Below are 19,728 nucleotides of genomic sequence, written 5' to 3' on the forward strand. Positions count from 1 at the left end.
TGCAACGGTTCTGTATAACGATAGAGAGTTTTAACTAACAAACCTATACTAAAAAACCTCTTGAAGATATAAGCAATAAATTTTTCAGGAGGTTTTTTTATTTTGTATGAATAAGAAGATCAGATGTCAAGTGACAAGAACATGATTCCATTCGTACCACAAGTAAAGGCAAGTTTTTTCAATCCTTAGCAATTATAGCAGGTCACCTCAAAAAGAATTTCCCCTAAAGCCGTGAAATATAAGGTGTAGCCACCCCTTATCATTCTAGGTTCATGTTCCGATGCAATGCCGGCTGCCACAATTTTTTTATAAAACTGATCGACCTCGGACATGGTTTCGACATAAAAACCTATATGAAAATCCTTGGGGTAAGGAACAGCTTTGTCTTGGTCGGACTGTAATTTACTTAGCACCAGGCTAAACCCATGACCGTCGGTCATCACGGCAATAAAATCGCCTTTTTGATCTAAAAGTTGGAAGTTGAAAACATTTCGAAAAAATATAATTGCCTCTGACAGATCGTAAACACACAAATTCAAATGGTTAAGTTTCATTTGTTCATCTCCTCTTTGTTATTCTGATATCATGCCTTTTGATGTGCTTTAACCCCATTCCATTCGGGCTCGTCGCTAACGATGAAAGATTGCGCTCCTTTAGATGATGAATGTCGCTGATATGATCAACATCCATGTGACTAATCCAAACACACCTAAACTGCTGAAACGGTTTATTTCCTGCTTCCAATTGTTCTCGAATGGATGGGCCAGAGGACAAATGAGGATAGCAATTCACCGCGTATTCTAATGATGTTAGATTAATCTAATGATGTTAGAATACAAAAATGTGGTATACTTGTCAAGTGAAAGAGGTGCGCGCAATGGCAAGACGACGAACCACCCGACTACCGAATTCGTTAACCGAAGAACAGCTTATGATTCATACCCCGCTTGATCAGGCTCGAATCCTGGAAGCCGCCTTACTTTTATTGAACGAGATTGGCCTCAAAGAATTAAGCATGAGGAAAATAGCAGAAAAATTACAAGTAAAAACGGCATCCCTATACTACCATGTCAAAGACAAGGAAGAATTGATGCAGTTGCTTACGGACAGGATAAGCAGCCGAATGGTTTGGCCAGAAACGACGCTATCTTGGCAAGAACAGATCTATCAATGGGCGGAGCAGTTTAGAAAGGTTCTTATCTCCCATCGAGATGCGGTAGAGTTGTTTAATCTAACGATTGCAAAGGGCTATGAGAGGTTAACCCAAATCGAAAAGCTATATCAGCTGCTCGTCTCGGCGGGATTTTCAGACCCTTACGTTCCTTGGATCGCCTCCATGCTAAAAAATTACGTGCAAGGCTTTGTAGCCGAAGAGGCTCAACTAAATGCCAGGTCAAGAAACCATCACTCATCCTACCAGGATATGAGCGAGCAGTATGACCTCTTTTATCGCCAACTGCCGAAAGAACGATTTCCAAATATGATTCGCCTGGCCTCCTATACCACAAATACAAATTGGGAGAATGAATTTCATTTTGGATTGAGTGTATTAATAGACGGGTTTTCGACCAGACTTACGCAAGAAAAATGGGGAAACTTAGACAGCCGGGAAGGGTAACCCCATAAGGGATGGCCCAAAAACTTGCCGTTACAGATAGCGTGGTGTGGGTGATGCGGAGATCTTTAGTGGGCTTGTGAAAAAGTATGGGGTATAAGCTTCTAGGACCTTTGGTTTTAGGAGATTTTGTTGTATTTAGCCAAGGTGAAATCACGACCATTGTTTTCCATATTATGATATGATACACGATGAATATCTAAATATCATAGCAGGTGAAGACCCCCTGATTATTATGTGAGCGCAAAACAAAAGAAGATCTTGAGAATAATGGAATTTAAAATGAAAGGAAAACAATCTCTATAAGACAGGCGGGCTATTCATGGCATGAACTAATGTCTGCACTTGCCGAATGGCTTGATATGGTTTAGAAGAAAGGATGATAGAAATGCCAAATGACAACCAAGCCCGCTCTTCTGCGGGTTCTGTTAGAGAAACTGGTCGTTATCTCATCGACCTGACAGGTCCGAGCAGTCACACTCTTGCCATTCAGCCTGGTGTGGGCAGTCTATCCATTGGAGCATCGCATTTAGGGAAAAAGGCAGACCTTCACGTCGCGCCCGATGCGCACATTGATTGGACCGTATTCGATGCCTTTGCCACACCGGCGGGCTCGCCCTGGCCGCGATTTCTTCATTATTCAGGCAGTGACGCAGGCTTCTTTGACTGGGCACAACAGCGTCCCATTGAAGAGATGACGTGGAATCCAATCTTGTCTGCAGACATGGTAGTGGACGCCAGCCAGTCCAATTTGCATGGCTTGCATATCGACTTGGATCAGTCCGGAGGGTGTCTAAGCCTGAAGCTTCCGAAGCGAAATTACCGCCTGAGTGTGTCCGGCAATCTATCACGCTTCTCGGCAACTGGCGATATGCCATCTTCTCTGACACTAGCGCCGCGCACCAGCAGGCGCAAGAAGGATATTCCTTTCTTGCTGCCCGCCCTGGGTGAATTGCACCAGGTGACGAGCTTGACGCTACAGAACGCGCCGCTGGGACAGCCCATCTCGCTGGAGTGTCTGAACCGTTTCCCAAACCTTAACTCACTGAGTCTGTGGGGGAACTTCTGCGACTTGAACTTGTTGGCTCGCCATGCCCAGTTAACGAATTTGGAGCTGCGCTTCATGCCTGATCTTGGGGACTTGCCACCCTTGAACGCGTGGCCGTTGCTTGACAGATTTATCGCCTACAATGTGGAAGAGATCTCAGGCAAGCGCCTAAAGCAGCAAATGAAAACACGCGCTAAAACCCACCCGTGGGCCGGTCATGCTTCAGTGAGCCAATTGCGTAAGCCTGAGTGGTGGCTGACCGAGTTTGGCCGACCGTTTTCGTCCTGGCCTAAACGTCTGGCCAAGCTAGCTAACGAAGCTTACAACGTTGCACAGGCAAACTTGTCTCAGGCCTGCAGCTTTGCCGATGCCGAGGCAGTCATTACCGCTTTCACCATGCGCTTCAATAACCTTAAAGGTATCGAAACTACCGAACGAGAAGACCTTGCTGAAGCGGTATGGCAACTCAGCCAGTCTAACCACCTAATTGGCCAGCCTATAACAGGGGAGATGGCTCAACGCTGGTTCGATGCAGCTCGCGATTATTGAATGAAATGAGAAAATAAACGGGGAATGGGAAGCATATCAGAATACGCAAAATATAGAAAAGAAGGATACATTTCAACAATCCTTTTGCGCTGAACCGGGTTCAGATCGAGCAGGACTTTTTATTAAAATTGGGTTTTCAATAAAAGGGAGCAGGCCTTGGCGACCACTTCGTTTCTCCAGAATCCCCTACCCCTCCGCCACGTCTACCTGTGAAGTCAACCTGATTTCCGCCGATTAATTTGACAGCCTTCAGGCATATTGCGAAATTTGATTAGCCATCATGATACGCCATATCCACCTGAGGCTGGCGGTCACAGCTAGATTTCTGAAACGAAAGCCTCAGTACAGATTATACCAATTGTGGTAAACTACTGTTCAGATTTGCATTTTGTTGCTTCAATCTACAGAGGAGTGCAGGTCCGTTTCAGTTCAACCTGAGCTATCCCTATTGATCGTTCTGGTAACAGGAGGAGTATTTATGTACATTGTATCTCGGCCAAAACCGCTGTCTGATGGCCAAAACCAAGCACTTGCGAAGGAATATGTCGCTGGTTATCCACCGGGCTACCTCCGGTTTTTGCGGCAATTCGGCGAAGGGACTTACAGAGGGTGGTTGAATGTCCAGCTGCCGGATAGGGAGGTGCTTAAACCTTTTGCGGAGTACGCGTTATGGGAGCATGACGAAGACAGCCCCATTACTGAGCAACAGATCGGCGAGTGTATCGTAATAGGCACAACGGTGGACGGTGATTTTCTGGCAGTGCATCCCCAGACTGCCGGGCTGCTTTGGCTGCCTCGGCATGCGGAGCACATAAAGGCCATTTCGCTGCAGGCACGGGAGTCCCAGGAAGACGAAGGGATGTACGCCTTGGTGCTGGATGAAATATATCGTCAGATATATGGAATCAGTCAAGAGGAGTCCGTCTATTATGAACCGTGGACGGGCACTCGGAGCCATCTCTTTTTGCGTTTACCACAAGGGCAGGACCAGCTTTCGCTGCCTGATCTTGCTGGAATGTGTCAAGCGGATTTTCCACCGGATTTGTCCATTGAGACCCGTTATGCTTGCTTCCTGTTCTACCGGCAACTAGGTGGCTATGTACGATTGAATTATGCCTACCAGCAAGAGGTGGTCGTCTTCTATGAACAGGATGCACAACAGGCGTTTGCCGTTATGGAGCAGTGGCTCTTGTCGAAAGGATGCGAAACAATTTCAGAAAATAACAGATGATCTGGTTGCTCTTTAAGTAAAGCAGGTGAATTTTTCGGCGATAGACCGTTAGGCTGAACCGTAGGTTCTACAGATTAAGGGGATTTACAACTGCGCAAAAAGTGGGAAAATAGGGGTTTGATCAATAACCCCGTTTGCGCTGGACCGGGTTATTCCAATATGTGGTGTAGTATTTGCGAGGTGAAAAAGTGGGGTTAGAGGAGGATTCGTCGTGGTGAACAAAGACGATAGTGTAATTAAACAAATAACAGAGTTAGATAAAATGGAAGTCATAATATCATTACAATCGACAATCAGTAAACTCGAGAATGCCTTGTCCCAGATGACTCAAAATGGAACAAATACTACCCTAGTAAAGAAACGACTCCAAGCAGTTAATATCGGCTTAGCCACGCTAGAACACGTTTGGAATCAAAAACCTCATCATTACACCCAGGAAGACTTAGCAGAAGCTCGCTATGTTATTACTGGTTTATTTCCATCAATTGAAAACAGTTATGTTAAGTCAAAGGCTGGTAGTCCCCAAAGAACACTTTTAAAAAGAAGAATTAAAGCGTTGGAACTAGCTATTCAAGCGATTGATGACCTTTCCGCTAAATAACTCATAACAAAAATTAACTGACTTGTCGAAAATGGTGTTCAAGGACACAAAAGCCAAAAGTTCCTTACATTACTTTGGCAAAAAAAGCCTGATAACCAGGCTTTTTTCTTTTATGTAGGAACAAGAACCTCTCCCACTCCCGATATTGACAAGAATTTGATCTCATACCTAGCGGTTAGTAGGGCGGGGGAGTACTCTTACCATGGGATCGAAAATCTGTGGCGCGTACTTTTCCAATTCAACGTACCCGTCAATACGAGTGCGGCCAAATAGAGAAACAAGGAACAGACGATTGAAGTGATTACGCACCATAGCTGCGGCATACCATGGCTGGAAACATAGATATAGGTCCAGTGTCCGCATATCAGCATCAGCATCATGCAGATCCCAACCTTGACATAAGGGCGAATACTCCAATAAAATCCAATCGAGCTTGAGATGGAAAAGAAGTTCAGCAGTGTTTGCATCACAATGCCGATACCGATGCCGTACGCAACGCCAATAATACCAAATTGGCTGCCGAACACGAAGATCGAGACACCCTTGAATACTGTAGCTATTACGTAATTCCACAGCGTAACTTTCGCGTGGCCGAGGCCGAGCAGAATCGCATGAAGCGGGGCGTCGAAATAATGCAGGAAAAACATCGGCGCCAGTATTTTCAGAAGCAACCCTGCTTCAGGGGCATTATAGACAAGTGTCGTTATTGGAGTTGCCCACTCGTACAAGATAACGGTTGCCGGTGCGCCGACCAGGAGTCCCAAGATCATAGCCTGATTCATCCTCTCATGTATGAGCAGACTGTTCTTGTTCGCCGCTGCCTCGCCAATCGCAGGAATGAGAGCGGTGGACAAAGATTGCGTGATAAAGCTTGGCATGAAAAGCAGCGGAAACGCATAGCCGGCAAGCTGTCCGAATTGCTTCGTGGCTAACGCCGTGCCAATACCGGCCAGCGCTAAGCTGGTTGTAATAAGAAGCGGCTGGAAGGTGCTGTATAACGAATGAATGACACCGTGCCCAGTTGTCGGTAGTCCGATCTGCAGCAGCTCGCCGAGTGTGCTTCTTCCCTGTTTCAGGTGGTTTTCCCAAGTCTCGCCTGGCATCTTAGGTTCACCGTATAGCTTGTAGCTTGTCACCAGGAACAGGAGGCTGATCGCTTCGCTGACAACAGAGGCAGCCATTGCTCCGGCTGCCGCATAAGCGACGCCGTAAGGGAGCAATAGGTGGACCAGCGCAAGTACACAGGCGATTTGCACCGTATGCTCCAACACATCGGAAGCGGCTATGGTCTTCATCTGCTGCATGCCGCGGAAATATCCCTTTAATACGGCGGAGACAGCTACGATCGGCGCGATCGGTGTAATCGCCAGCATCGCGTAATAAGCGCGTTGGTCACTCAGTAGAATGGATGCGATCCACTCAGATCCAAGTAACGATACGGTCGTGAGCGCTACACTCAAGACGCTCGTGACAGCTAGCGAGACATGCAGGATGCGCCTTACTTTCATCCGTTCGCCGCGAGCGTGGGCCTCTGCGACCAACTTTGAAATTGCTACCGGCAATCCAAGCTCCGTAATCGTGATGACGAGCGGGACGAGCGGATGCGCCATCATCAAGATGCCGATTCCCTCTGCGCCTAGGACGCGAGCGATATACATGCCGCTGATAAAACCGAGAATACGGTTAATGAAAGCAGCGCCAGACAAGACAAGCGTACCTCTCATGAACGATTGCCCGTGTTGTGACATGACTTGTGTCCTCCTGTTTATCGAATACTTAAATGTATTCAAAAATTGGAAAAGCATGCGAACAAGCCGGTGTTGATGTCATTTTTGGACGGTCAACCTTGACGACAACGCAGACGACCTCCGTATTCTCGGTGTAATCTCGGAAGACTCTGAAAAAAAGAATGACAGTTTCAGCTGCGTCGAAGAGCTGCTGCAGCGACTGAGGATTTAGTAATAATACATATGAATTATTTTCCTAAAACTTTATCAACCGAAGAAACAAATGAATTCTATAAATCAATTATATCGGAATTCAAGGAATGTGATTTTGGCTTATATGCCGTCGAAAGGTATTACAAATGCAATCGTGGGTATGAGTACAAGATTGCCGATGTTCGTCAAACCTAAGAAAACCGTCAGGACAAACTTCCCTGACGGTTTTTCTTAGCTATGCTTTAGACTTACGCTATTGTGCATTGTTGCTGTGGAATTTTCAAGAACTGAAGTATTCTATTACCTTAAACCCATTAGGGAGTCGTTACCCATTGTTCGCCGCCAGTTGCGTTTTTCTCGGATGTATGGTCAATGGAAGCTTCCTGAATTTGCTCAAATGCCCAGCTGCCGCTTGACACGTCGCTCCATTTGGATGCTGCTCCGGATAGCGGACCGCGTCCCAGAAGCTTGTTCATCATCGTCACCGCTTCGGCACGGGTTAATGTTTGCTCTGGACGGAAGGTGCCGTCAGTGTATCCGTCGATATAACCGGCTGCTTTCGCCTGCGCTACCACCGATTGGGCCCAATGGCCGTTTACGTCCTTGAAGCTGTCGCCGCTGCTAGCGCTATTACTCGAAATGCGGGAGAGGATCGCTGCCATTTCCGCACGGGTGATCATTTGCTCCGGTTTGAAGCTGCTGCCGTTGTAGCCTTCCATCAAGCCCATTTTGGTCGCTTGATCGATAGCTTCTTTCGCCCAATGCGACGAAGCGACATCGGTATAGGCGATGCTCGAATTGGTTGCTGTTTTATCCGATACGCGGGCAAGCAGCGCTGCCATTTCCGCGCGAGTGATGTTTTTCTCTGGCCCAAACGTGCCGTCAGGATAGCCGTTGATGTAGGCTTTGTGCGTTATTTTGTTCAAGCCTTCGGTTTTGACAACGGTAAATGTACTGAACTTCGTAACGGTAAATTGAATGCCGAGCTTGCCGCTGGCATCATAGTTCACGATTTCACCTCTGACAAATTCCTTCGTTCCATCGCTATGCTCGATAAACACACCCAAATTGTGCAGCTGTTGTTCAGTGAGGGAAGAGGTGTCGCCTAACGGAATTATCAAGGTGACCGGTCGGTTTTGCAGGTTGGTTTCAATTGTCATCGGTCTGCCAACAATGCTGATGTTGTCATTGCCTACGGCAAGACGAACTTCCTGTTCTTTCTTGACACGATCTTCGACGGCCTTGCGATCGTTTTCAGTCTTAATTGGCACGAAGCGGAAGTAGATGTCGTCCGTAAATCCTTCAAGCGAGCTTTTCGGAATGTCAACGCGGCCGTTCACTGTAGAAATTTCAACGCCTACGTTACCTTTCACCAGGCTCTCGGTGGAAGTTTTCGGAATCGTTACATTGACTTCGGACACTTCGTCTTTCGGATCGGGAATGACGATTCTAGCTGAGTCAGATCCCGCCGATTTAAGCTCTTCCACCGTCTTGTTGGCTTGGTCAAGCGTAAACGTAACCGCGTCTGTCCTGCGGCCATTTGTATCGGTTGTACGGTTGATTGTCGCCGTCGAAACCACGGAACCGCTCGCAGCCACGCCGTTTTCTACATTTATGGTAATCGTTTCGCTTGGTGAATAAGACGAACTGGAGCTGGACGAATGGCGAGGCTTCTGAAGATCGATCGTTGCCGTATATGGTGTCGTCATTTCATTGCCTACGAGGTCCTTCAGATTCATATAAACGGTCTTGGTTCCATTGTCATAAGAAAGCGTCCATGCTTTCGTAGTGGCATATGGTTCCCAATCGCTCCAAGTGACACCATCGTTGGAGAAACGCATTTGTGAAAGACCCGAGCTTATCGGTTCGCTGTACGCCAGAAGCCCCCACGTGGCAGAAAGCGAATTGTCCGCGGACGCTAGCTGTCTGCTTAAACTTGCCAAATACCCGGTGTCATTACCGTCAATCGTCAAGGTTACATCTGTTGTATTCGTCGTTGCCGCTCCACTATTAATGGTGAGCGCCGTCGCTGTCGGAGCGGTCTTATCGAAGATCAGATTGCTGTCGTCTGTCGTGCTGCTTGTCGATGCTTCCGGCGGATTGCTGCCCACGCTAATCGAGAATCGCACGCGTCCATCAAAGTCCGAATCCGTGAATGTATAAGATGCGCTGTAAACATTATTGCTGTCACTCGTAACCGCCACGTCGTGGCCTGCAATGGATGCGGTTAACGCCGAGCTTGTCGGCTTGCTGAGCGAAAATGTCAGGGTGGCGGTGTCGCCGACTTTGGCGTATCCCCTTGCCGTGTTGCTGCTTGTGATGCTGACCGGCGTTATGCTGATTGGCTGCTGCAGTAAAATACTCGCATTCACTGGCTGCGTCATTTCGTTACCGGCTTTGTCCTTCAGCTTCATATAAACGGTCTTCGTGCCGTCGCCGTCTGTCAGCGTCCAAGCTTTCGTCGCCGAATAAGGCTCCCAGTCGCTCCAGTTGACATTGTCGTTAGAGAACCGCATTTTCTCAACACCCGAACCTGCTTCCGGTTGCGGTCCTGCACCAGCTAACAAAGCTTTAATACTCCAAATCGACTGATCGATGGAAGCCAGTAGAATCGGCTCTGCCGCTGTACCTGCGAACGGAAGTAATTTTTGCGATCTTGTATAAACAGTTGGGGTATATAAGTCCGAACTGGCAATGTCTAGCGTTACCGCTGTTGTATTGGTTGAAGGCGCTCCATTATTGATCGTAATTGAGCCTGTCGGATTCGTTTTGTCGTAGAATACAGCACTGCTGTCCGTCGTACTAAACGTCCGCAATGGCTGTCCTTCATTTTGCACATAGATTTCAATAGCGATAATTCCTTCTGCATGTTCCGATCCCGTGAACCTATACTGGGCTTTATAAACATTATTGCCGACACTGGTTACAACTGCATCTTTATATTCAAGCTGTACCGTGGGCATCGCGCTTGGCGCCTTACTGAGCGTAAACGTCAAAGTGGCGGTGTCGTCGACTTTGGCATACGTCGGATTAGCAGGTACTTGGTCGCCCGTTGTGATGGTAACCGGGGAGACCACCATCCTGGACAGATGGATCGGGTAAGCTTGGCTTGGAAAATTATTAAAACCAGGACCATTGGAGACACTGGCAACCACGTATATATCATAATTTCCATCATCAAGTGGAGTACCCGGGCCTATAATACCACCATTGATAGTCGAAATGCTAGAACTGCTTGACCAATTGTGTGTTCCCGTTCCTCCCCCGGCACCGCTGCCTGCCAATGCATTAATTAACGGCGGATTCGTACCATCAAATGGTGACCCTGCAGGCACCATATACACATTGTGATATTGAATGGTAGCCACTGGAGATATAGTATTCCAACTCACCTGCATATCAAAGCCGTTGGTAGTCGAATTATAAACCGCTGACGCACCAGAAATATTTACAGAAACACCAGGTTCTGCATGGGTTGGTCTGCTCCAGAAAGAAACGGCACACAATAAAGTCAATAAGAGCAGCAGTACATTTTTCCTCATCTGAATAATCGTCATATGTCCTCCTTAATTGAATCTCAAGATGTCAATCTTTCATACTTCATTACTATGAATTTATAAATGTTTTCTGTACTTGTTTCCTCCCTCTCCAGTATACGGGATTATTATAGCACGCTAGCAAACGAAATGGGATAAATATTTAGGTCTATATACCCATTATAATATATTAAAAATATATAAAATCTTTATAAATTCGGTCTAAAGTTTGGTTTTTCGGCTATTATTCGACATTCCGACAGACAAAAGTTACTTCTATGCTCTGCGGACGCTCCGTTTTCCGGTATGATCGGAAAATGCGCTTCATAATGACGAAAAATCATTTCCATCGAGCATTCTCCAGATCGGTAGGTTTCCAGAGCATACCGGAGATTGCGGCGTTCGCGGAAAACAAAAAAAGATCAGGGCAGCACCCTGATCCGATGGCTTCATTAATTTATAAGATTGCTTCCGGTAGCAGGTTAATCACGGGCTTCCCGTTCTTTTAACACTTCAACTAGCTGCTCCGGGTAATTCGTTATTACGCTGTTGACCCCCACCTCTCAAAATTGAAGTTGGAACCCAACACGACGTATATGGTGTATCGGATGATGAAGGATGCTATGGAGAATACGTAAAAAAGATGTCTGTGATCTCGTTGGTCGGCTTCTAATTATTGCGCGGTCAGGATCTGTGGACCTTCAGCCGTGATGGCGATCGTATGCTCGTATTGGGCGGCGAGCTTGCGATCCAGCGTCCGCGCGGTCCAGCCGTCTGCATCGATTGTCATATTGTAGGTGCCCTCGGTGATCATGGGCTCGATCGTGAACACCATGCCTTCCTTGATGCGGAGACCTTTGCCGGGCTTGCCGACATGCATATAGTTCGGCGCCTCGTGCAGGTCCCGGCCGATGCCATGCGCGAGAAGGTCGCGCACGACACCGAAGCCGTTCGATTCGGCATGCCGCTGGATCGTGCTCGTCACGTCGCCGAGCCGATTGCCGGGCTGCGCCTGCGCGATGCCGAGGTCAAGGCATTCCTTCGTGATGCGCATCAGCTTCTCGGCCGTCGGTGAGATCTTCCCGACCGCATAGCTCCAAGCCGAATCGCCGAGCCAGCCGTCGAGCTCCGCGACCGTGTCAATCGTCACGATATCTCCTTCCTCAAGAGGTTTATCGCTAGGGAAGCCATGTGCAATCACGTCGTTGATGGAGGCACAGGTCGCATATTGATAGCCATTGTAACCCTTTGTGTAAGGCTTGGCGCCGTGCTTCAAGATAATGTCCTCGAAGATGCGCTCAATCTCGTTCGTCGTGATGCCCGGTTGGATGAGCGGGGCGAGTGTGCGATGGCATTCGGCCACCACTTGGCATGCCTTGCGGATGGCCTCGATTTCATGCTTGCTTTTTAAGATGACCATGTTCTTATCAGTACTCCTTCGTAATGGCTTGTATCGCGAGCTCGGCGATTCGATCGACGTCCAGCTCGGAAGTGCCCGCATAGTAGTGTAGCCCGCAGCAGCCGACCAGCACGGCAAGCAAATGGTCGACGCTGTCGTCTTCGCGTTGAGCGATCGATTGGAGCGGAACGTACAGCCGTTCCATGAATCGTCTCTTGGCGGCGTGCCGATCCTTCTCAGGCAAGCCTGCATAATGCTCCGCCGCCATCTTGTAGACGAGATATGCACGGGCGTCCGACTGCCACAACCCGAGCAGCGCCTTGCAATACGTCAACAGCTGCCTGTCATCCGGGCTGCTGCCAAGGATGTTCGTCCATTCTGCCAGGGCTTGCTCGCATCGCTCGAAGCCGCTGCCCAGTACATCTTCTATCAATAAATGCCGATTGGGGTAATAATGGTACACCGTGCCGTAACCAAGCTCGGCCTCGCGGGCGACGTCGCGAATATCAAAGCTGCCGCCCGTGTGGAAGTAGGCGCGCGCGGCAGCGTCCAGTATCTGTTCTCTGCGCTGCATGCGGATGATTTCATTTTGTTCTTTGGTACGGGGGCACATGGGCGCGTGAACCTCCTTATATAGACCTGCAAATTTGTCGATGTTAAGATTGTAACGCATGGGGCGGGAATATGCAAATTTTTCTGTTGGTGAAAGAAAATAAAGTTTTTTAGTGAACTGAGCACTGACAGACCTCCAGACAGGTAGTGGTGGAAGCGGTGATGTTCTGGGAGTGGCGATACGTGGTGATTTAGAATCACCGCGGGTTTTGTTTTATCGCAAGAGAAAGGAGATACCTGGTAAAGTGGAGGCGGCGGGGCATGCGGCGGTAGCAGCATTAAGCGAAAGGGTAGGATAATTTAATGCTTATATGGAATATAATGGTGAGATATAACTTGGAGGCCTCACATGCTTTTTCACTTTAGTGAGGACAGATGGTTATAAATTCATTTTTTTGATAAATAGGCTCAAACGAAACACATTACAATTGTTGAAAAGTATGAACAGAACATTGGAAATGCACTAGAGAAAATATTTAAATATAGATTATAAAGGGGGCCTCTCTGTATGTCTCAGAGGGCTAGAGTTGCCACTTCTTAAGTGCCTGAGGTAAAGTTGGAATCCAACAATGTATTAGTAAGGTGCATCGAACACTGCAGTTAGCATTGAACTAACCAGGAACAATAGCTTAACACCAGAGGGGCTGAAGCATAGCAGCGATTTGCTCCGCTATAGGTCAGTTTTCTCAAATAACAATACGTTGACAAATGAGTAATAAAAACGAAGGAGGTAACAGCCTGATAAACTTAGTCGATCTTATATTCAATTTGTTAGTCCGTATTATACAAACAAAGACATCATGCACGATTTGAGTCATATTGGCTAAGTTTTATCGCTCTGCTAACATGGAACGGTATTGTAGGAGCTTGCCTCGCGGCAGCTCTTTTTTTGTTCATTCAAGTAACGGGAATAAGCTTCAATTAATGAAGGTCTGTCAGTTAATTATCAGTTATTATTTATTGATATAAATTCCAATTTTATGAAATAATGTGTGTGCGGAGGGGATATGAATGGCTTTTAATGATACTTTAGGTTTGGTGCTCATGCAATAATATTTAATACCGAAGGTTAGTTGGAATATTTCGCTGTTCCATTCCAAATGATGGAGAAATAAAACTAAGTTCTGAACATTCTGAATATAAATGGATGCATTTATCGGAATTAAGTGAGGTTCAACGAATAAGGGCATTAGACGCAATGGAATATCAAGGTCAAGTAGCAAGTCGTGCATTTTAACTACCCAAATTTATCATCGAACGGGAACGATAGTCGAACTACGCTATCATGTTAAACTATGGAGTAAATATAAAGTTTGAACGCTTAAACGTCCAACAATAGCTTCATTGGGAGGTGTAAAATGATATATTTAGAAACATCGAGATTGCAATTGCGTGACTGGGAAGCAACAGACTTAGAGTCTTGTAGTAGACTAAATGCAGATGAACAGGTTATGAAGTATTTTCCTAAAACTTTATCAATCGAAGAAACAAATGCATTCTATAAATCAATTATTTCTGAATTTGAGTAATGTGGTTTTGGATTATATGCTGTCGAGGCAAGGGAATGCAACTGAGGGGGCGGCAGCCTGTTTACAATATGGATTTAGCAAATTGGGTTTTCATGATGTGTATAGTTTTACAGCCGATGTTAATAAGCCTTCGAAAAAAGTAATGATGAAAATCGGTATGAGTTTTATTAAAATGTTCAGTCATCCCAAAGTTGAGAAAGATAGCCCTTTAAATAAACATGTTCTTTTTCATATAAAGCAAAAATAATTCAGCTAACGGAAAACGATAGATCAAAAAACTACCAAGACTCGGCTGCCGGTATCGATCGGCAGTCAAGTTGCGCCAGTGCGATTCGGTAACTTCGTTACGTTAGTAGAGCATTTTCGATGGCGCCTAATAGCGTAGCCACGTTTAAATGCTGCTTGATCCAGTGGGAAAAGACTTCGATCTGCCAGCGAGCTGTGTACATCTGTGCGATTTGCTCCGCTGTCACTTGCATCAAATCGGTCACCACCGGAATTTCACGACCTTCGAAATCCCGAAAGATCACGACAGATCACGACGCTATGGCGCCTTTTCGAACGACATTGAGAGGTTCCGAGTTTTGTGAGCCACGAAAAGCTCTTTGTGATGGAATTTACGTCCAAAGAGCTTTTTCACGATTATACGGCTAGATGTTATTTCGAAGACGTAATTCCGCCATCATAGCCTCAGCTTGCTGTGGATCTTCATTCAGCAGCTTCCTATATGTCAGCATCCAATTCAGCGTTACAAGCATATGATCGTATTCGTCCTTCCTGCGCTCGATCTCATTGATCTTCTGAAGAATCCATTCTATTACTTCTTGGTTCGTGCGTGCGTTCGTATCGTGATCCTGCAAAATCGTCTTCAGCTCAGCTAACGAGCAGCCGATGCCTTGAAATTTCTTAATCAGCTTTAACCGTTCAATTGCTTCGTCTGAGTAGTTGCGGTAATTATTCTTCTCTCGCTGAATATGCCTGCTGTCAAGCAAGCCTTCCTTCTCATAAAAACGAATGGTGTGGGGTGTTAAACCCATCAAGTCTCCTAATTCTTGAATTTTCATCTGCAATCATGCCTCCAAACGCTTGCCTTAGAGTTTACTTCATAGTTTAGACTAGAGTCATATCTTCGTCAAATGCTTAAGGAGGCGTAAAACTATTATGCGTATATTCGTTACAGGTGCAGCAGGTTATATGGGTACAGCTGTTGTCCGCGAACTCATCGGTGCGGGCCATCAGGTGGTTGGTCTGACCCGTTCAGAGAGTGGTGCTCAAGTATTAGAAAGCTTAGGGGCTGAGGTGGCTCGCGGTGTTTTAGAGGATCTGGATTTACTGGGCAGCAGTGCAGCCAATTCAGACGGTGTTATTCATCTGGCATTTAACCACGATTTCTCTAATTTCGCCGCATCACTAGCAACTGATCTTCGCGCCATTGAAGCCATGGGAGAGGGGCTAGCTGGCTCCAGTAAACCACTTGTTATCACAGCTCATGCTAATGGCAAAGCATCGGAGGATGCAGCATTTGCATTTATAGAACAAGGTGTGAGAGCATCGATCGTCTCGCTTGCACCTTCCGTTCATGGAGAAGGAGATAAAGGCTTCATGCCACAATTAATCCGGATCGCCCAGGAAATAGGCTCTTCGGCTTACATTGGAAACGGCACTAACCGTTGGCCAGCGATTCATCGCTTGGATGCGGCAGTTTTGTTCCGCCTCGCTGTAGAATCTGCGCCTGCAGGTTCACGTCTGGATGGCGTGGACGAGGAAGGCATTCCGTTCATCGATATTGCTGGCGTCATAGGTCGTCACGTGGATGTGCCGGTAGTCAGCATCTCGCATGAAGAGGCACAAGCAATCTTCGGTTTTCTAGGCATGGTCATGTCGCTTGACTTAGCAAGATCAAGTAAAGGAACGAAGGATCTGCTCGGCTGGAAGCCTATCCAACATGGGCTTCTTGCAGATCTGGAGCAAGGACATTATTTCACTAAATAGTGTTAGATAAATGAAGAAGGTAGAAAAAATAACCATCGCATCTTCGCGATTTGTAAGGAAATTGGAAGGAAATGGTGATGAGATAAAGTTCTTGACATGCCCTTTGCAGTCGCCTGTGAGGGGAATGAAGTTATTGGTACTTCAATGGGGATTATTTGTTAAGACTTGGTTGGGGATTGCAATTCCTTTATCTTGATAGAGAATGTTGTCGTTTTACCTTAAGCTATATACACGTTGGTATTCGTGCTGCTCCATTCGGGTTCATTGTCATACCGGGAAAAACCGGTGAAATGTTATCGGCACATTCGTCCAAAATGGACATACGAATCGTTGCCACTCCCCAAATTGGAGCCTCACTCACTTCAACTTTCGTCAATGCCTGCCGCTGAACCGCTTGATCGCTTCCTCGGTCACCGGCGCGAAGAGGTTAATCAGATTGCCGTCGGGATCGCGAAACAGCACCGCACGGTTCCCCCACGGCATCGTGGTTGGTTCCTTTACCCACTCGTTGACAAACGGCTTCAAGCGCTCGTATTCGGCATCGACATCGTGAACGCGAAACTCGATGATGACAGTGTGATTGTCGGCCGCCACTGCGGAACCAGCACCGAACAGTTGCACCGTCTGGGAGTGGCCGATCGCCAGGGTGCACGATGGCACAACGAGTTCGGCAAAGACCGGCGCGGGGCGTTCCGCCGAAACACCCATGACTTTCTCATAAAACTCAACGAGACGATCCACATCGTCGGTAATGATGCGTACAGAAGCAAAATTCACGAGATACCCTCCTTCCTATAATATAAGGATACAAGACCGTAACCTATCACTTTGGGCCAGAATACTTCGCATTTATCTCCCACTCCTTTATGTTTACTTACTGTGATTATAAAGAAACGCTACTGACAACAGTATGTCAGTAGTGTTTTAACATTTTTTGAGATTACTCCGAAATGTAACCCTAGTTGGGGCTTGACCTTCGGAGCGTGAGATTGGAGTTAGGACTGACAAAATACGTGAGAATCTAAAAAAAGAAGCAGATACCGAAAACTATTGGAAAGAAAATCCTGTGCTATATATAAATAAGAGTGATCGCGGCTGGGGACTTGCATAAAAGCAATAAAAAAGGATCAACCAGAAAAAACTGGTTGACCTCATAATACGAAGTCTGCTCTTGCTATCCATTACCAGGGGACTTCACCTTTACGATCCGTGAAGGTTCCTGTTGGTCCTTCTTTACCGATAGTGGCCATTCTAACGATAGCATCCGTGCCTTCCTGAACGGATTGATGCCCATGGCCGGAGAGGTCGGTTTTCGTAGGTCCCGGGTCTACAGCGTTGATCCGAATTTCTGGCAACCCAGTTGCATATTGCACTGTGAGCATGGTTACAGCTGACTTTGATGAAGTATAAGAAAGTGCGTTCACTTTCGATTCTAAAGTGTCCGGGTTCGTAACCATGCCGAAAGATCCTAGCCCACTGCTGACATTGACGATAACGGGAGACTCCGAATGTCGAAGCAAGGGAAGGAAAGCGTGCGTAACGCGAACAATACCAAAGACGTTGGTCTCGTAAGTCTGGCGAATATCATCAACTGTGATATCTTCGGGCTTTTTGTATGCACCAGTGATCCCTGCATTATTGATAAGAACGTCGAGATGTCCCTCTTTTTGCATAATTTCTGCTGCAGCGGCATTGACGGAATTAGTATCCGTTACATCGAGTAGGACAAACCGGGCGTCAAGTTCCCTGGCTGCCTTCATGCCACGTTCTGCGTCTCGGGCGCCGATATAAACGGTATGACCTAATTGAATGAGGCGTCGTGCTGCTTCGAAACCAAGCCCTTTGTTGCCTCCGGTTATTAAAGTAAGGGTCATATAAACAGCTCCTTTTCTTTTCACTCTAATGTAAGAGTATGCTTACATACTACCAGAAAGAATGTAAGTTGTCTATTACATTCAAGTAGGGTATAGTGTACAATCAAAATGAAGGAAGTGATAACATGTCAATCAATGAACGGAGCTACCATCATGGCGACCTGAGAGAGACACTGATTCGGACCTCATTGGAGTTAATCTCAGAAGTTGGACTTATTGGTTTTTCTGTTGCTAGGGTAGCCAAACGTGCCGGGGTATCCTCAGCCGCCCCCTATCGTCATTTTCCAGACCGGGAGAGTCTGCTTGAGGCCACTGGGATCGCGTATATAACCGCTCTTACAACGAAAATGCGTGCCGCGCTGGATACGTCTGGAAATAATCCGGTTGACGCTCTTGCATCGACGGCGGGCACCTATGTGCTGTATGCGATTGATCAATTTGTTGGTGTTGAATTATTTGTAGCAATGAAAGGGACTCAATTCACAGAATTTCATGAACAAAAACGCGAGATGATTGATTTTCTGCTTTCGTTAGTTCAAGCAGCAGTGCCACATGCGACTTGGAGTCAAATCGTCGAATTGATGGAAGCACATCTTGCTGTTAGTCAAGGCTTTACCGACATGTATTTCCAAGGTATGTTCACACACATGAAACTCACAAATGAAGAAATTGCAGAACGGGCGACAACTGCTGCTCGACATCTGATAAAAGGGTGGGGACTATGATGAAGCTGCGGCTCCTTTTCTCGCCTGACTTCAAAGGCATTCGACATTGGGAAGATCTCGCTGCGTTCTAACGCCGACTTGCTGTTTGCTCTACTTTTGCAATCGTTGAATGCGGATGCTGTTAGAGGGACATCATATACAAATAGAAGAAATCCAGAAAAGATTACCGATGCAGAAGATAGGAATAGCGGTGGGTTCCAGCTACAACTATGCGATGGTTGCCTGTTCGGAAATCAGAAGGGAAGGGATTACTTCACGTTCGATAATGGAAACTTATTAGAAATATATAGGCAGTAATTATCGTTTTTACACGTTTTACATACCAAGGTTTCGGGTAAAAATAACAATATCGATAAATCGTATAAGAAATAGATGGTAGTGTGCTATAGAAAGGATGGCCAAATGTCTTATGAAGTGATCTTTAAGCGCAACACAGATGTTATCCTAATCCTCCATCATTTGATCAATAGGACTTCTACTATGGAAGCGATAAAGGTACAGCAAGACACAGGGCTCACATTTGATACAGCAGATATATTTGAGACACACGGAAAATTAAGGTATTTTATGAGTAGAAAGAAATTCCATAAAACTTAATTACCATAAGAAAAAGCCCATATCCTTCGGGAGCGACTGCTGAAAAAGTTAATTGGACGAAGAAGAGGTATAGCTACTCAAGAAAATTGAGGAGGCTGTGCCATTTTTCTACGAATATGTATGGGGAGACAAGAATATTATCTCATTAAGAGTCGCGTAAATCGCGGCTTCTTTGTTTTATGTGATAAAGTTCTTGTCACGTGGCAATGACAAGAATTTTATCCCATTCCCGAAAATGGTTACATAACATTGATGGCATTAGTATTTGTTACAAAACAATAATTTGAATCACTTAAATAGAGCGAGACATAAATCTCAGGCTTTCGTTTACGTCGACATTTCGGTAATATATTTATAAACAGAATACGACAAACAGGGTCAGCGTTAAGCAAGTTTGGAGGAAGCCATCACCGACAACGCGAATATCTGTGGCCCATCTACTTATGGGTGATCAACGGTGCGTGATGGCACGCAAGGTTG

Annotated in this window: 17 protein-coding genes; 8 read left to right on the forward strand and 9 right to left on the reverse strand. The window is 46.3% G+C overall.

Annotated elements, in window-relative coordinates; all coding sequences use genetic code 11:
* Positions 1-185: 185 nt before the first annotated feature.
* On the reverse strand, positions 186-554 hold the full coding sequence (locus NST47_RS20115; protein ID WP_341156713.1) for a VOC family protein: 369 nt from the start codon (positions 552-554) through the stop codon (positions 186-188).
* Positions 555-859: 305 nt separating this feature from the next.
* On the opposite strand from NST47_RS20115, the gene NST47_RS20120 reads away from it, so the two are divergent.
* The 4 genes from NST47_RS20120 (at position 860) to NST47_RS20135 (ending at position 5,044) form a co-directional block, all read left to right on the forward strand.
* Complete coding sequence (locus NST47_RS20120) at positions 860-1,618, forward strand: TetR/AcrR family transcriptional regulator (RefSeq protein WP_341156714.1); 759 nt, start codon at positions 860-862, stop codon at positions 1,616-1,618.
* 385 nt (positions 1,619-2,003) lie between these two features.
* Positions 2,004-3,212 carry a hypothetical protein gene (locus tag NST47_RS20125; RefSeq protein ID WP_341159712.1) on the forward strand — a complete coding sequence of 403 codons (1,209 nt, stop codon included), beginning with the start codon at positions 2,004-2,006 and terminating at the stop codon, positions 3,210-3,212.
* A 478-nt stretch (positions 3,213-3,690) separates the two neighbouring features.
* Positions 3,691-4,443, forward strand: a complete 753-nt coding sequence (locus NST47_RS20130; protein WP_341156715.1) for a hypothetical protein — start codon at positions 3,691-3,693, stop codon at positions 4,441-4,443.
* A 262-nt stretch (positions 4,444-4,705) separates the two neighbouring features.
* Positions 4,706-5,044 (forward strand): hypothetical protein, encoded by a 339-nt coding sequence (locus NST47_RS20135; RefSeq protein WP_445667474.1) that lies wholly within the window; start codon positions 4,706-4,708, stop codon positions 5,042-5,044.
* A 197-nt stretch (positions 5,045-5,241) separates the two neighbouring features.
* Here the strand turns inward: NST47_RS20135 and spoVB are convergent, their stop codons facing one another.
* The 4 genes from spoVB to NST47_RS20155 all read right to left on the reverse strand — a co-directional run bounded on the left by spoVB (position 5,242) and on the right by NST47_RS20155 (position 12,532).
* Entirely contained in the window at positions 5,242-6,792 is a 1,551-nt protein-coding gene (spoVB, locus tag NST47_RS20140) for a stage V sporulation protein B (protein ID WP_341156716.1), read from the reverse strand.
* Between the two features lie 506 nt (positions 6,793-7,298).
* On the reverse strand, positions 7,299-10,541 hold the full coding sequence (locus tag NST47_RS20145) for an S-layer homology domain-containing protein (protein ID WP_341156717.1): 3,243 nt from the start codon (positions 10,539-10,541) through the stop codon (positions 7,299-7,301).
* Between the two features lie 652 nt (positions 10,542-11,193).
* Positions 11,194-11,940 carry a type I methionyl aminopeptidase gene (gene map, locus NST47_RS20150; RefSeq protein WP_341156718.1) on the reverse strand — a complete coding sequence of 249 codons (747 nt, stop codon included), beginning with the start codon at positions 11,938-11,940 and terminating at the stop codon, positions 11,194-11,196.
* A gap of 7 nt (positions 11,941-11,947) precedes the next feature.
* Positions 11,948-12,532 (reverse strand): TetR/AcrR family transcriptional regulator, encoded by a 585-nt coding sequence (locus tag NST47_RS20155; protein ID WP_341156719.1) that lies wholly within the window; start codon positions 12,530-12,532, stop codon positions 11,948-11,950.
* A 1,357-nt stretch (positions 12,533-13,889) separates the two neighbouring features.
* On the opposite strand from NST47_RS20155, the gene NST47_RS20160 reads away from it, so the two are divergent.
* Positions 13,890-14,060, forward strand: coding sequence for a GNAT family N-acetyltransferase (locus NST47_RS20160; RefSeq protein ID WP_341156720.1), 171 nt, complete (start codon positions 13,890-13,892; stop codon positions 14,058-14,060).
* 1 nt (position 14,061) lies between these two features.
* Complete coding sequence (locus NST47_RS20165; protein ID WP_341159714.1) at positions 14,062-14,307, forward strand: GNAT family N-acetyltransferase; 246 nt, start codon at positions 14,062-14,064, stop codon at positions 14,305-14,307.
* Positions 14,308-14,404: 97 nt separating this feature from the next.
* On the opposite strand, the gene NST47_RS20170 is transcribed toward NST47_RS20165, so the two are convergent.
* Both NST47_RS20170 and NST47_RS20175 read right to left on the reverse strand, forming a co-directional pair.
* The gene (locus NST47_RS20170; protein WP_445667390.1) at positions 14,405-14,590 is read right to left on the reverse strand and encodes a transposase; all 186 of its coding nucleotides are present in this window, start codon (positions 14,588-14,590) and stop codon (positions 14,405-14,407) included.
* A 120-nt stretch (positions 14,591-14,710) separates the two neighbouring features.
* Complete coding sequence (locus NST47_RS20175) at positions 14,711-15,124, reverse strand: MerR family transcriptional regulator (protein WP_341156721.1); 414 nt, start codon at positions 15,122-15,124, stop codon at positions 14,711-14,713.
* Between the two features lie 97 nt (positions 15,125-15,221).
* Here NST47_RS20175 and NST47_RS20180 point away from each other — a divergent pair, with 97 nt between their 5' ends.
* The gene (locus NST47_RS20180; protein WP_341156722.1) at positions 15,222-16,052 is read left to right on the forward strand and encodes an SDR family oxidoreductase; all 831 of its coding nucleotides are present in this window, start codon (positions 15,222-15,224) and stop codon (positions 16,050-16,052) included.
* Positions 16,053-16,424: 372 nt separating this feature from the next.
* Here the strand turns inward: NST47_RS20180 and NST47_RS20185 are convergent, their stop codons facing one another.
* Together NST47_RS20185 and NST47_RS20190 are read right to left on the reverse strand one after the other, a co-directional pair.
* A complete protein-coding gene (locus tag NST47_RS20185) occupies positions 16,425-16,829 on the reverse strand; it encodes a VOC family protein (protein WP_341156723.1) in 405 nt (134 codons plus the stop codon).
* A gap of 404 nt (positions 16,830-17,233) precedes the next feature.
* Entirely contained in the window at positions 17,234-17,926 is a 693-nt protein-coding gene (locus NST47_RS20190) for an SDR family NAD(P)-dependent oxidoreductase (protein ID WP_341156724.1), read from the reverse strand.
* Positions 17,927-18,051: 125 nt separating this feature from the next.
* Between NST47_RS20190 and NST47_RS20195 the strand changes: the two genes are divergently transcribed.
* Positions 18,052-18,651, forward strand: coding sequence for a TetR/AcrR family transcriptional regulator (locus tag NST47_RS20195; protein WP_341156725.1), 600 nt, complete (start codon positions 18,052-18,054; stop codon positions 18,649-18,651).
* Positions 18,652-19,728: the final 1,077 nt, after the last annotated feature.

The sequence above is a fragment of the Paenibacillus sp. FSL H8-0034 genome, assembly GCF_038000305.1.
Lineage (GTDB): Bacteria > Bacillota > Bacilli > Paenibacillales > NBRC-103111 > Paenibacillus_S.

Coding starts and splice junctions, on each gene's coding strand:
- NST47_RS20115 (WP_341156713.1), bottom strand. CDS start 554: ATGAAACTTAACCATTTGAATTTGTGTGTTTACGATCTGTCAGAGGCA.
- NST47_RS20125 (WP_341159712.1), top strand. CDS start 2,004: ATGCCAAATGACAACCAAGCCCGCTCTTCTGCGGGTTCTGTTAGAGAA.
- NST47_RS20130 (WP_341156715.1), top strand. CDS start 3,691: ATGTACATTGTATCTCGGCCAAAACCGCTGTCTGATGGCCAAAACCAA.
- NST47_RS20135 (WP_445667474.1), top strand. CDS start 4,706: ATGGAAGTCATAATATCATTACAATCGACAATCAGTAAACTCGAGAAT.
- spoVB (WP_341156716.1), bottom strand. CDS start 6,792: ATGTCACAACACGGGCAATCGTTCATGAGAGGTACGCTTGTCTTGTCT.
- NST47_RS20145 (WP_341156717.1), bottom strand. CDS start 10,541: ATGACGATTATTCAGATGAGGAAAAATGTACTGCTGCTCTTATTGACT.
- map (WP_341156718.1), bottom strand. CDS start 11,940: ATGGTCATCTTAAAAAGCAAGCATGAAATCGAGGCCATCCGCAAGGCA.
- NST47_RS20155 (WP_341156719.1), bottom strand. CDS start 12,532: ATGTGCCCCCGTACCAAAGAACAAAATGAAATCATCCGCATGCAGCGC.
- NST47_RS20160 (WP_341156720.1), top strand. CDS start 13,890: ATGATATATTTAGAAACATCGAGATTGCAATTGCGTGACTGGGAAGCA.
- NST47_RS20175 (WP_341156721.1), bottom strand. CDS start 15,124: ATGAAAATTCAAGAATTAGGAGACTTGATGGGTTTAACACCCCACACC.
- NST47_RS20180 (WP_341156722.1), top strand. CDS start 15,222: ATGCGTATATTCGTTACAGGTGCAGCAGGTTATATGGGTACAGCTGTT.
- NST47_RS20190 (WP_341156724.1), bottom strand. CDS start 17,926: ATGACCCTTACTTTAATAACCGGAGGCAACAAAGGGCTTGGTTTCGAA.
- NST47_RS20195 (WP_341156725.1), top strand. CDS start 18,052: ATGTCAATCAATGAACGGAGCTACCATCATGGCGACCTGAGAGAGACA.